Below are 14,060 nucleotides of genomic sequence, written 5' to 3' on the forward strand. Positions count from 1 at the left end.
TGGATAATCCTAAGCGTTCCATAGTGACATTATTGTGCGTTTTCAATTGGCTGATGACTGGTTTTACTATTATTTTTTATATATAAATATTTGTATATCAATGAATTATATATCATAAATATTTTTTTAAAAAATGTTTGCAATATTCATTTTTTGTTTATGTTTGCTTCATGAATGAGTCCAACAAAGGACGCATTGCCTATAGCTTTGAAAACTTTTTTCATGTTCGGGCTTTTGGGAATAAGGAAGTCTACCCAACAAGCCGTCTTACGAGTAAGACACCGAATACTAGGGCTGACTTCCGAAATGCACTCCGTAATCCGTGATTTCTCACGGAGCCCTTTCTTTGTGGCCTATACTGTATTTGAATTTCGCATCTGAGAAATTCTGATTTTCAGACCTCTATTTTTCTCACTATCTTTTTATAAAAAAACAGCGAAGTTTAAATGAAAACAAAGTACATCGACTTGATCGAGCAGACTTATGATTTTCCCCAAGAGGAATTTCAACTAAAGGACAATAAATTGGAGTTCCATGGTATTGACCTATACGATTTGGTCCAACGTTATGGCACCCCTTTGAAATTCACCTATCTGCCCAAAATATCCAAAAACATACAACGGGCAAAAGAATGGTTTGGCACTGCCATTTCCAAGCATAATTATGCAGGGTCTTATCACTATTGCTATTGTACCAAAAGCTCTCATTTTGAGCATGTGTTGAATGAGGCCCTTAAGAACGATATTCATATTGAGACCTCGTCGGCGTTTGACATCAATATTGTGGAGCATTTAAAAGAGAAAGGTAAAATTTCAAAGAATACCTATGTCATCTGTAATGGGTTTAAACGAGATCAATATGTGCAAAACATTGCACGCTTGATCAATGAGGGACATAAAAACTGCATCCCAATCATTGATAATTATGAAGAAATAGAGCTGTTGAGCCAAGCCATTGAAGGCAAGTTCAAAGTGGGTATCCGGATTGCATCAGAGGAAGAACCAAAATTCGAGTTCTATACCTCCAGGCTTGGTATTGGTTACAAGAATATAGTGCCTTTTTATAATCAATCCATCAAAAACAATGACCAGGTGGAGTTAAAGATGTTGCACTTCTTCATCAATACGGGGATTAGGGATACCGCTTATTATTGGAACGAACTTTTAAAATGTTTAAAGGTCTATATCAGCCTTAAAAAGGTATGTCCAACTTTGGATAGCTTAAATATTGGCGGAGGGTTCCCCATAAAGAACTCTCTGGCTTTTGAATACGATTATGAATATATGATTGATGAAATCATCCATCAAATAAAGCAGGCGTGTGATGAGGCTGAGGTTGAAGTGCCTCACATTTTTACCGAGTTTGGGAGTTTTACTGTGGGTGAAAGCGGTGGAACCATCTACGAAGTGCTCTATCAAAAACAACAGAACGATAGGGAAAAATGGAATATGATCAATTCATCGTTCATTACTACTATGCCAGATTCGTGGGCCATTAGCAAAAGGTTCATCACATTGGCCATAAACCGGTGGAACGAGGAGTATGAGCGTGTTCTATTGGGTGGACTGACCTGTGATAGCGACGACTATTACAACTCGGAGCAGCACATGAATGCCATTTATATGCCCAAGTACAAAAAGGACAAACCACTTTACATTGGCTTTTTTAATACAGGGGCTTATCAAGAAACCATTGGAGGGTTTGGCGGATTGCAGCACTGCTTGATTCCCCATCCCAAACATATATTAATTCAGAAAGACGATGATGGTAAGTTGAAAAGCTCTGTTTTTGCAGAACAACAAACCGCCGAAGAATTCCTGTCCATTTTAGGATATGGTCCCCAAAAAGATAAAAATGGTCTTTTGGACCCCAAAAAACTGCTGGTTTCCAGCAAAAACTGATTACGAACTAGTTTAAAAAATGAAAACGAATAGAATGTATGCCGGTATTCCAAAGGAATACGGGTCGGCTGAAAAAGCAAAAATTGTATTGTTGCCTGTTCCCTATGATGGTACCAGTACTTGGGGCAAAGGTTCCGACAAAGGTCCGGAGGCCTTTTTGGAAGCTACTGACAATATGGAGCTGTATGACATTGAGACCGATAGTGAAGTCTATAAAGTAGGGATTCATCTCGCTGACCCCATTGATGAATTAGACACACCAGAGAGTATGGTTCATGCGGTACATAAAACGGTAAAGGAATACATCAAACGGAACAAAATAGTTACAATGGTAGGTGGGGAGCATTCCATTTCCATAGGTGCGATTAGGGCCTTCAACGAATGTTTTGAGGACCTTACCGTGTTGCAGATTGATGCCCATACCGATTTGCGAAAAGAATACAACGGGTCAAAATACAACCATGCCTGTGCGTTGTATGAAGCCAATGAAACCACAAATTTGGTACAAGTAGGCATCCGCAGCATGGATCATTCCGAAACCTTGGTCATGGATAAGGATAAGGTATTTTTTGCCCATGAGATGGTTACTGATGATTTTTGGATGGATAGTGCCATAGATTTGATGACGGACAATGTCTACATCACTTTTGATTTGGATGCACTGGACCCTTCCATTTTACCATCCACCGGAACCCCGGAACCCGGCGGTCTTTTTTGGTATGAGACCCTCGATTTTTTAAAGCGGGTATTCGAAGAACGGAATGTGGTGGGCTTTGACATTGTGGAACTATGTCCTAATGCAAATGACCGTTCCTCAGACTTTTTGGCGGCCAAACTATATTATAAAATGTTGAGCTACAAGTTCAACGAAAAAAATGAATATATCGAAGATGGATTTGTTGATGAAGACGAAGATTTCAAAAAATCCAACACAATACTAGACGATTACGATGAGTAACAAAGGAGAAATATCACAATTTATAGAGAAGTACTACCTTCATTTCAATGCAGCAGCCCTAGTGGATGCCGCAAAAGGATATGAAGCACAATTGAACCAAGGTTCCAAAATGCTGGTTTCCCTGGCAGGAGCCATGAGTACCGCAGAGCTGGGTAAGATTTTTTCAGAGATTATACGTACCGATAAAGTACATATTGTTTCCTGTACCGGGGCCAACTTGGAAGAGGATTTAATGAACCTAGTGGCACACTCGCACTACAAACGGGTGCCCAATTACCGAGACCTTACCCCTCAAGATGAATGGGATTTATTGGAAAAGGGATTAAACCGCGTCACCGATACCTGTATTCCGGAAGAAGAAGCATTCCGACGCTTGCAAAAACACATTTTCAAACTTTGGAAAAAGGCTGAAGAGGAAGGCAAACGCTATTTTCCCCATGAATATATGTACCAGCTCTTATTGTCTGGAGTCTTGGAAGAATATTATGAAATAGACATTAAGGATTCATGGATGTATGCCGCAGCCGAAAAGAACCTTCCCATTGTGGTTCCCGGATGGGAAGATAGTACCATGGGAAATATTTTTGCCAGTTACGTTATTAAAGGCGAGTTGAAGGCCAGCACCGTAAAATCGGGTATTGAGTACATGACCTTTTTGGCGGATTGGTACAGCAAGAACTCAGATAAGGGCATTGGTTTCTTTCAAATTGGTGGAGGTATCGCGGGTGATTTTCCCATTTGTGTAGTGCCCATGTTGTATCAGGATTTGGAACAGACCGACATCCCTTTTTGGAGTTATTTCTGCCAAATCAGTGATTCCACAACAAGTTTTGGCTCCTATTCTGGGGCCGTGCCCAATGAAAAGATCACTTGGGGAAAACTGGACATCCATACCCCAAAGTTCATTATAGAATCTGATGCTACCATTGTGGCGCCTTTGATTTTTGCGTACCTTTTAAATATGTAATGATGAAAAACAGACAATCATTGGCGTTGAAACGCGTAATTGTGGATTTCAAGAAGTTGGACAACCGAATACTGAACCTCTTGGTGGAAAAATACCCTGATGGGTATGACGATGACGATATCGTTACCTATAGAAATGCCAGCAATGAAGTAGTGGAGTGTATAGAGGTGCGTACCGAAGATACTGCGTATCTGATAAAAGTGAGCAAACGCTTGGTCATGGCTATGGAGGATTATGATGTAAATGATGACAATGACGATAGCGATGAAGAAACATCCTTGGATACGGATGGATTGGAAGAAAATCCAGATGATGAGGAGTAGACATTTAGGTCAGTAGCACTGAGATATCAATTATGAAAAGGTTGGGCAGTCCCAGCCCTTTCATGAAAATATAACGATATGGAAAGAGTGGTCAAATCACGTCTGATCGCCTTGCACAAAAACAAGGTGCTGGTACTGCAAAAAGTGGGCAGACCACTACGGTACACCTTGCCTGGAGGCGTAAAGAAAAAGAAGGAGACGGAGGAAGAGACCCTGATCAGGGAAGTGGGAGAGGAAATCAAACTAAAACTGTCGCCCGGCGAAGTACAGTTCTATCTGTCCCACATAAAAAAAGGCAATTCAGGTGCCATCATTAAAAATTATTTTTTGGTTCAATTGCAACCGTCTGCCATCAAAGTAAAGGAAAAGCACAAGTTTGAAGCTGCCTTTTGGGTGGATTGGAAAGAAGCTCTGCCCTTCATGGACAAATCGGATAGGTTGGCGGTGCGGTCATATTTTAAAAGTTTTGGAAGAAAAACAAAGAAAAACGGAAAAAATGGAGGTCAAGTTCCACCTCGCCTTGCCATGTAAGGACATTACGGAGACACGGACCTTCTATCAAGAGGTCATTCAGGCCAATTTGGGTAGACATACCGAAAAATGGCTGGATGTTGACCTTTTTGGTCATCAATTGACATTTACACAATCGGGAAATTTTAATTTCGATTTTAAGAATTACCGCTTGGAAGATTACATCCTGCCATCATTCCATTTTGGAATCATTGTTCCCGTTGCCACTTGGGGCGAGCTGTACTCAAGGCTGTTCCAATTGGACCTTGAAATTACCACAGAGGCCACTTTTATGCAGGATAAGGTAGGGGAGCACCTCTCCTTTTTTGTACAAGACCCCAACGGATATATGGTAGAATTTAAAAGCTTTAAGGACGCTACGGAGATTTTTGCAACAGAATAATGGACTTTAAAGCCATAGCCCTTCACCTAGCCGGAAGTATTGATATTTCTGGTTGTAGGCAGGCGTTTCATAAAAATTTGTTGTTTGGCGATCGGGATGAACTCTTTTATGCCGATGAGGGAGGATATGTGTATATTTTCAGATACGGTATCGTGTCCTTTTTCGGGTTTGATGAAGCCTCCATTGCAGCCACTACGGAAGAAATTAAACCGTTCTGCCAAGGATGGCAACAATCGGAACTTACCGAAGAGATAGGTGTAGAGCTCTTGTCGGGTGATGTAAAACCCAAGGTTACCAACAACAAGATTGTTTTGCCCGAAGCTGACATTGAGGTCATGCGCTTGACCCTGTTGCATCTCTCACAATCCGTGGCCTTGGATTATTTTTCGGGACTTTCGGACCAAATCATGAAAGAGACCCGGCAACATACCAACCATTTGGAGCTTTATGGAAAACTGGATCTTGGTGGCAAGAAACTCAAAAAGCACATCGGCAGGGTATTGAACATTAACAACCAGATTTCCGAGAACCTTTATATTTTTGATTCCCATGAAGTGGCTTGGGAAGACGAAGATTTGGACCGATTGGACAAAAGCTTGAAACAAATCTTTGATTTAAAGGAACGATATCGTACCATTAAGGAGCAAGGGTACATTATAAAAGAAAACCTGAGCCTTTTTAAGGACATCATGGACCACAGGGAAAGCAGTCGACTGGAATGGATCATTATTATTTTGATCTTGGTCGAGGTGGTGGACCTGTTCATCATGCGATTGATAAACTAAGAATAGATATTTATTTTGGACAGTACTAAAATATTGGGCAGCGAAGAGTGGTGTAGGTTGGGGGATTTGAGCATTCCGGCCATCAAGGCGCGTGTGGATTCCGGAGCAAAGACGTCCTCCATCCAAGCCAGCAAAGTAAAAATTTTCACCAAGGGATTGGAAGATTGGGTGCGTTTTGAAGTCAACCCCATTCAGGATAATCGCAGTATTTCCATCCTGTGCCAAGCCAAACTATTTGATGTTAGGAGCGTAAAGAGTTCGCAAGGTATCTCTGAAGAACGTCCCGTGATCAAGACACCGGTCACCATTGGCGACAATACGTTCGAGATAGAGCTAACGCTTGCCAATAGGGACACCATGGAATACCGCATGCTTTTGGGGCGTGAGGCCATCAATGCCCGATATTTGGTGGATCCGGCCGAAAGTTTTTGCCAAGGCGATATAACTTCGGAAGAAATCTCGAAGAAATACAAGCCTTACATGAGTGAAAAATCGGGGTTGACCTTGGGTCTTTTGGCCAGTAACCCTGAGTTGTATAGCAATAAACGAATCATTGAAGCCGGAGAAATGCGGGGCCACAAAGTGGTTTTTTTAAATGTGGAGAACGCCTATATGAAACTGGATGCCAGTTCTCCCGAAATCCGTTATCGTGGTGGGAATGTTTTGGACAAATTCGATGCTGTGATTCCTCGTATAAAACCATCGGTAACTTTTTATGGATGTGCACTACTGCGGCAGTTTGATACTTTGGGGGTGTACTGTCTCAATTCGGCAGATGCCATTAGCAAGTCGAGGGACAAGCTCTTTGCTTCGCAATTGTTCTCCAAGCACGACATCCATATTCCCATAACGGGCTTTGCCAAATCCCCAATGGATACCAAAGACCTTATCCGTATGGTAAATGGTTCTCCTTTAATCATAAAATTATTGGAGAGTACGCAAGGTAAGGGAGTAGTACTTGCCGAAACCAATAAGGCAGCCGAAAGTGTTATTAATGCCTTTAAAAGTGTGCAAACCAACATTTTGGTACAAGAATTTATCAAAGAAGCCAACGGGCAGGACATCCGTTGTTTTGTGGTTAACGGAAAAGTGGTGGCTTCCATGCAGCGTCAGGCTCAGAAAGGAGAATTCAGAGCAAATATTCACCAAGGAGGTGCGGCATCCAAAATCAAAATAACTCCTGAAGAGCGAAAACTGGCTGTAAAATCGGCCAAGGTTCTTAATTTGGATGTGGCCGGGGTAGACATCATACGTTCCAATCGAGGGCCTTTACTTTTGGAAGTAAACTCATCCCCAGGCTTGGAAGGTATAGAGAATACAACTGGATTGGATATTGCCAATGTTATGATTGAAACCATTGAGCGAAAGTTGAAATATCATAATTGATTGATAACTAAGGTATTTCTTGTTAAATAATTTGCTTTTCTGATTATTTCTTTTATCTTACAAGGTATGGTTGGAAAAGAAATCGATGAACATAAAGACTTTTTAGAGCGGGCAATAAACTATCTTAAAGAAAGAGGTTTTACCAATATTAAGACAGATTTGCCCGGATACGAATCACCCAAAACTTTTGTACAGAAAAAGGGCGGGACCAATCTTTCTGCCGATATATCTGCGCATAAGAATGGTAGAAAGTATTTTTTTGACATCAGCCTTAAATCTTTTGATCCAAGCAAGCTAAAATCCAAATGGTTGCTCTTGGATACTGTGGCGCGATTGCGGTCCAACCGGTTTAAAATTATAACCACTAAAGGGCATTTCAAATTTACCGACACACTTCTCAAAGATGTGAATCTCACTAGTAAAGAGCCCATCAGAATATAAAATAGAGACCTCTTAACGAGGTCTTTTTTTATTTAAGGTAGCTCTCAAATTCTCCATATGAAACCTAAAATTGCACCAACACATTTTTGGGATTCTTCCTTTTACTTTTTTTGTACTATAACTTCTGACGTGAAAGTCTAAAAACGTGGATTCATACCATTCCCTTAAAAAAGTATGAATTGAAAAGGGGTATTCCTTAAGAGATATGCCCCATTGATTAATTGGGAGCATGTTTGAGCCTAAATCATGCTAAGTTTACCCCAACAGAGCAAAACTCTTTGTAGTCATAGCACAAACCTCCCGAAAATGGGATACGTTAATTGTAAGGTATTTTTACCTGTACTTAACCTACTGTCTTGTTCAAAAGAGGTTTACGTTGCGCCAGGGGGTTTTGAGGTTGAGCCCCTTGGTTGTAACGGTTTTTATAATCAAGATATATTTTTCTTAAACTTGGCCTACTTATTCAAGAAAAAGAGCCCTTCCCATGGGGCTCTTTTTTTATTTACCGCCGAATGTATTGGAGGTATCTTTTACATTGTTCACATCTTTTCAAAAAATAGGGGCAAATCACACATTCCCCTTTTGTAAGGTTCTATACAAAAAAGCTACTTTTGTAAGATAAAATAATGAGGAAGATTTAGCTATGTCAGAACAATTGGAAAGAGTAAAAACATTGATTATAGGGTCGGGACCAGCTGGATATACGGCGGCAATATATGCAGCTAGAGCTGATTTAAAACCTGTTATGTATACCGGTATGGAACCTGGGGGTCAGTTGACCACCACTACAGAAGTAGACAATTTTCCGGGGTATCCCGAAGGGATAGACGGTCCCACAATGATGATTCAATTGCAGCAACAGGCCGAGCGTTTTGGCACTGAAGTCAGAATAGGCATGATTACCGCCGTTGATTTTAGCGATGAGGCTGGGGGCATCCATAAAGTTACTGTGGACGATTCCACAGAGATTGAAGCCGAAACCGTGATTATTTCAACTGGGGCATCTGCCAAATATTTGAACATTCCAAGTGAACAACGTTTGCGTGGAGGTGGAGTCTCCGCCTGTGCCGTTTGCGACGGATTCTTCTACAAAGGACAGGAAGTAGCCATAGTGGGTGCTGGGGATACTGCTGCTGAGGAGGCTTCCTATTTGGCCAATATCTGTAAAAAAGTGACCATGCTGGTTCGGAAAGACCATATGAGAGCTTCCAAAGCCATGCAACACCGCGTCAATAGTATTGACAATATTGAAATAAAATACAATACCGAGGTAGATGAAGTTCTTGGCGACCAAGTGGTGGAAGGTCTTCGAATGGTGAATAATCAAACTGGAGAAAAAGAGGAGATTGCCATCACTGGACTTTTCATTGCCATTGGGCACAAGCCAAACACCGATATATTCAAAGGTCAGTTGGACATGGATGACACGGGTTATATCATTACCCAACCTAAATCCACCAAGACCAATAGACCAGGGGTGTTTGCCAGTGGCGATGCCCAGGATAAAATTTACAGACAGGCTGTTACTGCAGCGGGAACAGGCTGTATGGCGGCACTAGATGCTGAAAGGTACTTGGCTGCTGTGGAGAGCAAGGAAGCTGTTGTTTCCTAACAGTAGAAATAAAACAAATCATGATAAAAATGTGGACTTTTAAGTCCACATTTTTTGTTTGGATACATTTCACGCAAGTAAATACTACAAAAACCTTAAATTGTGGGAGGATTGTCCAAATCAAGAATCAATGATAAGGATGATTTGAAAACTTCAATGCGTAAGAATTAGCTAAAACCAAAAACGTGAAAACAAACAAACAATTCATTTACATCGGAATGTGCACCCTTCTGATGACTACATTTATTTTGGGCTGTAAGAATGAACCGAAGGACACCACACCATGGCAACCCTTATTTGATGGAAATACCTTTGACGGGTGGACCATTTTGGGCGGTAATGCAGAGTACCAAATAGAGAATGGTGAAATTGTAGGCAAGACCATCCACAATACGCCCAACACCTTTTTAACCACGGACACAAAATACGGTGACTTTATTCTGGAGTTGGATTATTTGGTGGATTCCACCATGAATTCTGGGATACAGATCAGAAGTGCCAGTATTCCTGAGTATCATAATGGGCGTGTACATGGATACCAAGTGGAAATTGACCCCTCTGATAGAGCATGGAGCGCCGGAATTTATGAAGAGGCCAGACGCGGATGGCTTGTTCCGCTCACCAATAATGAAGCGGCACAAAAAGCCTTCAAACAGAATCAATGGAACCATTATCGGGTTGAGGCCATTGGCGACACGCTAAAAACATGGATAAATGGTGTTCCAGCATCGTATTTGATAGACGAAGGGGCAGATACCGGTTTTATTGGGCTGCAAGTACACAGCATTGGCGAAGATCAAAAGGCAGGTACGGAAATCCGATGGAAAAATGTTCAGATTCTTACCGATAGTCTTCAAAACTACACCAAAGAAATGTCTTTAAATCCAATAATTACAAAAAACAGCCTTACCCAACATGAAAAAGAAGCAGGCTGGGAATTGTTATGGGATGGAGAGACCACTACAGGATGGCGAGGTGCCAAGTTGGACAATTTTCCAGAAGCAGGCTGGCAAATTGAGAACGGGGAACTCACTGTGTTGGCATCAGATGGAGGTGAATCGGCAGCAGGAGGGGATATTGTTACCGAAGAATTGTATGGCAATTTTGAACTGAAATTGGATTTTAAATTGACCCCCGGAGCCAACAGCGGTATAAAATATTATGTGGATACGGAATTGAACAAGGCCGTAGGTTCGGCCATTGGATTGGAATACCAATTGTTGGATGATGCCCGTCACCCCGATGCCAAATTGGGTAACCATGAAGGCAGTAGAACCTTGGCATCATTGTATGACCTTATCCAAGCAGACCCTGCAAAGTATGTAAAACCCATGGGCGAATGGAATTCGGCCCATCTCATTTCAAACAACAACCACGTGGAGCACTGGTTGAACGGGATGAAAGTATTGGAATACGAGAGAAGCAGCGATGACTATAAAAAACTGGTATCGGAAAGTAAATACAAGATATGGCCAAATTTCGGCGAAGCTGAAAAGGGTAACATCCTACTCCAAGACCATGGGAACAGGGTAACGTTTAAGAATATAAAAATCAAACAACTATAAAAATCAATGTCATGAACACACGAAGGGATTTTATTAAAAAGACAACGGTGGGGGCCACCGGCCTGACATTGGTGGGAATGCCCAATTTTGGATTATCCAATGTTTTGGGAGCTAATGACAAACTACGCGTAGCGGTCATTGGTGTTCGAAGCCGTGCTAAGGCGCATATTATTGCCATTCATCAAGACCCCAACGCCGAAATTATATACAATTGCGATGTGGACGATGTTGTTATCAATGAACACAATGCATGGTGCCAGCGTACTATTGGGTATGTTCCCAAAGTAGAAAAGGATTTTAGAAAAGTTTTAGAGGATAAGGATGTGGATGCAGTTTTTATTGCCACACCCGAGCATTGGCATGCCCCCATGGCCATCATGGCCCTACAAGCGGGGAAAAATGTTTATGTGGAAAAACCCTGTAGTCACAACCCCTATGAGAATGATCTTTTGGTAGCGGCCCAGAACAAGTATGGAAAAAAAGTGCAAATGGGTAATCAACAGCGTTCGGCACAAACCTCCATTATGGCTATAAGCGACATTAAAAATGGGATTATTGGTGAAGCCTATAAGGCAGAGGCCTATTATTCCAACAATCGCGGCTCCATAGGAAAAGGAACAAAAATTGCTGTGCCCAAAACCTTGGATTGGGAGCTATGGCAAGGACCTGCTCCCCGTGAATCATATCGAGATAATGTACACCCCTATAATTGGCATTGGTTCCGTACTTGGGGTACAGGTGAAATCCATAACAACGGTACCCATGAAATTGATATCAGCCGTTGGGCGCTAGGTGTGGATTTCCCAGAAACAGTGACCTCATTTGGTGGAAAATATACATTTGATGATGATTGGGAATTTGTAGACAATCAACAGGTTACCTACACCTTTCCTGGAGATAAGTTTATTACATGGACCTCGCATAGTAGGGGTATTATGAAACCAGAGCGCCCTGGAAGAGGGGTGACCATTTATGGTAGCAAAGGAACAATTGAGCTGAGTCGTAATTTTTACAAATTGTATGATTTGGGAGGAAATCCTATTAAGTATGAATTTGAAAAATCCCAAAGTGCCACTACCGATACTCAAGGAGTAGGCGGTTTGGACGTAGATCACGTGAAGAACTTTTTCAACGCTATACGGAAGGACGAATCATTGCATGCAGAAATCAATGATGCCAGTATTTCTACTATGCTGTGTCACTTGGGGAATTTTGCACAAGACGCAGGTCATACACTTAAAATTGATAGTAAAACAGCCAAGATACTTAATGATGAGACAGCCATGAAAAAATGGAAGCGCGAGTATGAAAATGGATGGGAACCTAAACTGTAATTAAATGAAACGTAGGGAATTTACCAAGAAAAGTAGTGTGGCGTTGGCAGGGATATCCACTTTAGGCACTGGAATTTGGAAGCCATCAAGTAATGATATCGTTAAAGTTGGGATAGTAGGAACAGGAGATCGGGGCGGTGGTCTAATTTCCATTATGAATGACATTCCTGGGTTACAGGTAGAAGGGTGCTGCGATGTATTGCCTTTTCGACTGGAAAAAGGAATGCAAAAGGTGAACGGTAAAGCCAAAGGCTATTCAGATTACAGGGCACTCTTGGATAATAAGGAAATAGACGCGGTCATTGTTTCCACGCCCTTTAGCACCCACGAACAAATAGCAATGGATGCTCTGGACGCTGGAAAGCATGTGTACTGTGAAAAAACCATGGTTAAAGGGTTCAATGGGATTCAGAATACGGTTCAAGCGGCCAAGAATTCAAATATGGTGTTTCAAACTGGTCACCAATATCATAGCTCAAGACTTTATACCCATGTGGTGGATCTTATCAAAGATGGAAAAATAGGCAGGGTAGTGGACATTGTTTGTCAATGGAACCGTAATGGGGACTGGCGTAGGCCCGTTCCAAATCCAAAGTATGAAAGAGCCATCAATTGGCGGATGTACAAAGAATTTTCGGGTGGCTTGCTGGCAGAACTCTGTTCGCACCAATTGGATTTTGCCAATTGGATTTTGGATGCTGTGCCTTTAAGGGTTATCGGTGAAGGGGGCATTAATTATTGGAAAGATGGCAGGGAAACCTATGACAATGTGCATATGATCTACACATACCCAAATGGGGTGAGGGCCAAATTTACCTGTTTGACAAGTAATTCCAAGGATGACTACTTAATTAAGGTTTTAGGGGACAAGGGGACGATTACCATAGGGTATACCAATGCTTGGTTCTACCCAGAAAAGTTAGAGAAAAACAAACAGTTGGGAGAAGTTGATGGAGTTTCCGGTGCAACCCTAGAGTGGGATGATCACAAAGGTATACCAATTATGGTGGATCATTTAGATCCTACCAAGCAAGCTCTGGTGGATTTTCAACAGTCCATTACCCGCTCAACCATGCCAATTTCCAATGTTGAGTCTGGGGCCAAGACCGCAATTTGTGTACAAATGGGTCTAGACGCTTTGTACAATGACACGGTGGTGCCTTGGAAAACAGGTATTGTTTAAAAAAGAAAAAGGCCCTGAAAATTTTCAGGGCCTTTTTGGTGCATACCTAATCCAATTTAATCTAATCTATGCGCCTGTAATTTTCAGAGAAGGTCTTGTTGCCTTCTTCATCTACGGTTATTTGACTGTATGTGTCACTTTGCAAATCAAGTTCAAAAACAAACTCAGTCAATGTATCCAAGGCCTTCATCATTTCGGCATCTCCATATATAATGGTTTCGTGGAGCTCATCATCGGTAATATAATAAGACCCATAGCCAAATCTTCCATTATTATCGTTGGGCACATATCTGGACCACATAACCTTGCCATTATAATACATTTTTACTTGGCGATACCCTTCTGCTTTGGGCATGGTGTCCGATACATTCACACCATCGTCATAACTGTAGAAACTTATCAATTCCCATGTCCCTTCAATGGAATGCATGTTGTGAGGTTTTGGAGCTGTAAATCTTGTGGCCGAGATTAATATCAACATTAAAATGGCCAATCCCAATATTTTCTTCATAGTTGTTAGTTTTAGCGTTAGACTACATTTCCCTTAATAAGATACAAATAATTTTAACAAACATTTAAAAAAAGACCTGTAAAATTAGGGATGTGTCAAATGAAAAAAGGTCTGGAAAATGACCAGACCTTTAATCCTAATTAACTGAAAAAAGTATTTAAGAATACATGTTGCTGAATGG

Annotated in this window: 14 protein-coding genes; 13 read left to right on the forward strand and 1 reads right to left on the reverse strand. The window is 41.5% G+C overall.

The genetic code is table 11. The features are described 5' to 3' along the window. Positions 1 to 446: 446 nt before the first annotated feature. From J0X14_RS08375 to J0X14_RS08435, 13 genes are all read left to right on the forward strand, one after another. On the forward strand, positions 447 to 1,901 hold the full coding sequence (locus J0X14_RS08375; RefSeq protein WP_207097305.1) for an arginine decarboxylase: 1,455 nt from the start codon (positions 447 to 449) through the stop codon (positions 1,899 to 1,901). A gap of 19 nt (positions 1,902 to 1,920) precedes the next feature. After that, positions 1,921 to 2,859 (forward strand): agmatinase, encoded by a 939-nt coding sequence (gene speB, locus J0X14_RS08380; RefSeq protein ID WP_207097306.1) that lies wholly within the window; start codon positions 1,921 to 1,923, stop codon positions 2,857 to 2,859. Further along, positions 2,852 to 3,826, forward strand: a complete 975-nt coding sequence (locus J0X14_RS08385) for a deoxyhypusine synthase family protein (protein ID WP_207097307.1) — start codon at positions 2,852 to 2,854, stop codon at positions 3,824 to 3,826. The genes speB and J0X14_RS08385 overlap by 8 nt, the downstream gene beginning before the upstream one ends. Positions 3,827 to 3,828: 2 nt before the next feature. Further along, positions 3,829 to 4,149, forward strand: a complete 321-nt coding sequence (locus J0X14_RS08390; protein WP_242527954.1) for a hypothetical protein — start codon at positions 3,829 to 3,831, stop codon at positions 4,147 to 4,149. A gap of 78 nt (positions 4,150 to 4,227) precedes the next feature. Then, positions 4,228 to 4,680 (forward strand): NUDIX hydrolase, encoded by a 453-nt coding sequence (locus J0X14_RS08395; RefSeq protein WP_207097308.1) that lies wholly within the window; start codon positions 4,228 to 4,230, stop codon positions 4,678 to 4,680. Further along, positions 4,646 to 5,062: a VOC family protein gene (locus J0X14_RS08400; protein ID WP_207097309.1), complete on the forward strand. Its 417-nt coding sequence runs from the start codon at positions 4,646 to 4,648 to the stop codon at positions 5,060 to 5,062. Before J0X14_RS08395 ends, J0X14_RS08400 begins: the two co-directional genes overlap by 35 nt. Further along, the gene (locus J0X14_RS08405) at positions 5,062 to 5,847 is read left to right on the forward strand and encodes an RMD1 family protein (RefSeq protein WP_207097310.1); all 786 of its coding nucleotides are present in this window, start codon (positions 5,062 to 5,064) and stop codon (positions 5,845 to 5,847) included. The genes J0X14_RS08400 and J0X14_RS08405 overlap by 1 nt, the downstream gene beginning before the upstream one ends. 12 nt (positions 5,848 to 5,859) lie before the next feature. Further along, a complete protein-coding gene (rimK, locus tag J0X14_RS08410; protein ID WP_207097523.1) occupies positions 5,860 to 7,233 on the forward strand; it encodes a 30S ribosomal protein S6--L-glutamate ligase in 1,374 nt (457 codons plus the stop codon). A gap of 66 nt (positions 7,234 to 7,299) precedes the next feature. Continuing rightward, a complete protein-coding gene (locus J0X14_RS08415; protein WP_207097311.1) occupies positions 7,300 to 7,674 on the forward strand; it encodes a hypothetical protein in 375 nt (124 codons plus the stop codon). 643 nt (positions 7,675 to 8,317) lie between these two features. Then, positions 8,318 to 9,286: a thioredoxin-disulfide reductase gene (gene trxB / locus J0X14_RS08420; protein ID WP_207097312.1), complete on the forward strand. Its 969-nt coding sequence runs from the start codon at positions 8,318 to 8,320 to the stop codon at positions 9,284 to 9,286. Positions 9,287 to 9,504: 218 nt separating this feature from the next. Beyond that, positions 9,505 to 10,851: a DUF1080 domain-containing protein gene (locus tag J0X14_RS08425; RefSeq protein ID WP_207097524.1), complete on the forward strand. Its 1,347-nt coding sequence runs from the start codon at positions 9,505 to 9,507 to the stop codon at positions 10,849 to 10,851. An 11-nt stretch (positions 10,852 to 10,862) separates the two neighbouring features. After that, a complete protein-coding gene (locus J0X14_RS08430) occupies positions 10,863 to 12,185 on the forward strand; it encodes a Gfo/Idh/MocA family protein (protein ID WP_207097313.1) in 1,323 nt (440 codons plus the stop codon). A gap of 4 nt (positions 12,186 to 12,189) precedes the next feature. Next, positions 12,190 to 13,368 carry a Gfo/Idh/MocA family protein gene (locus J0X14_RS08435; RefSeq protein ID WP_207097314.1) on the forward strand — a complete coding sequence of 393 codons (1,179 nt, stop codon included), beginning with the start codon at positions 12,190 to 12,192 and terminating at the stop codon, positions 13,366 to 13,368. A gap of 61 nt (positions 13,369 to 13,429) precedes the next feature. On the opposite strand, the gene J0X14_RS08440 is transcribed toward J0X14_RS08435, so the two are convergent. Further along, a complete protein-coding gene (locus tag J0X14_RS08440) occupies positions 13,430 to 13,879 on the reverse strand; it encodes a hypothetical protein (protein WP_207097315.1) in 450 nt (149 codons plus the stop codon). Positions 13,880 to 14,060 lie beyond the last annotated feature (181 nt).

The sequence above is a fragment of the Allomuricauda sp. CAU 1633 genome, from assembly GCF_017313225.1.
Taxonomy (GTDB): domain Bacteria; phylum Bacteroidota; class Bacteroidia; order Flavobacteriales; family Flavobacteriaceae; genus Flagellimonas.

What these genes read in the sequence shown, in the direction of transcription:
- J0X14_RS08435 (WP_207097314.1), top strand. Translation starts at nt 12,190, where the DNA reads ATGAAACGTAGGGAATTTACCAAGAAAAGTAGTGTGGCGTTGGCAGGG.
- J0X14_RS08400 (WP_207097309.1), top strand. Translation starts at nt 4,646, where the DNA reads ATGGAGGTCAAGTTCCACCTCGCCTTGCCATGTAAGGACATTACGGAG.
- J0X14_RS08390 (WP_242527954.1), top strand. Translation starts at nt 3,829, where the DNA reads ATGAAAAACAGACAATCATTGGCGTTGAAACGCGTAATTGTGGATTTC.
- J0X14_RS08430 (WP_207097313.1), top strand. Translation starts at nt 10,863, where the DNA reads ATGAACACACGAAGGGATTTTATTAAAAAGACAACGGTGGGGGCCACC.
- speB (WP_207097306.1), top strand. Translation starts at nt 1,921, where the DNA reads ATGAAAACGAATAGAATGTATGCCGGTATTCCAAAGGAATACGGGTCG.
- trxB (WP_207097312.1), top strand. Translation starts at nt 8,318, where the DNA reads ATGTCAGAACAATTGGAAAGAGTAAAAACATTGATTATAGGGTCGGGA.
- J0X14_RS08425 (WP_207097524.1), top strand. Translation starts at nt 9,505, where the DNA reads ATGTGCACCCTTCTGATGACTACATTTATTTTGGGCTGTAAGAATGAA.
- J0X14_RS08395 (WP_207097308.1), top strand. Translation starts at nt 4,228, where the DNA reads ATGGAAAGAGTGGTCAAATCACGTCTGATCGCCTTGCACAAAAACAAG.
- J0X14_RS08415 (WP_207097311.1), top strand. Translation starts at nt 7,300, where the DNA reads ATGGTTGGAAAAGAAATCGATGAACATAAAGACTTTTTAGAGCGGGCA.
- J0X14_RS08375 (WP_207097305.1), top strand. Translation starts at nt 447, where the DNA reads ATGAAAACAAAGTACATCGACTTGATCGAGCAGACTTATGATTTTCCC.
- J0X14_RS08405 (WP_207097310.1), top strand. Translation starts at nt 5,062, where the DNA reads ATGGACTTTAAAGCCATAGCCCTTCACCTAGCCGGAAGTATTGATATT.
- J0X14_RS08385 (WP_207097307.1), top strand. Translation starts at nt 2,852, where the DNA reads ATGAGTAACAAAGGAGAAATATCACAATTTATAGAGAAGTACTACCTT.
- J0X14_RS08440 (WP_207097315.1), bottom strand. Translation starts at nt 13,879, where the DNA reads ATGAAGAAAATATTGGGATTGGCCATTTTAATGTTGATATTAATCTCG.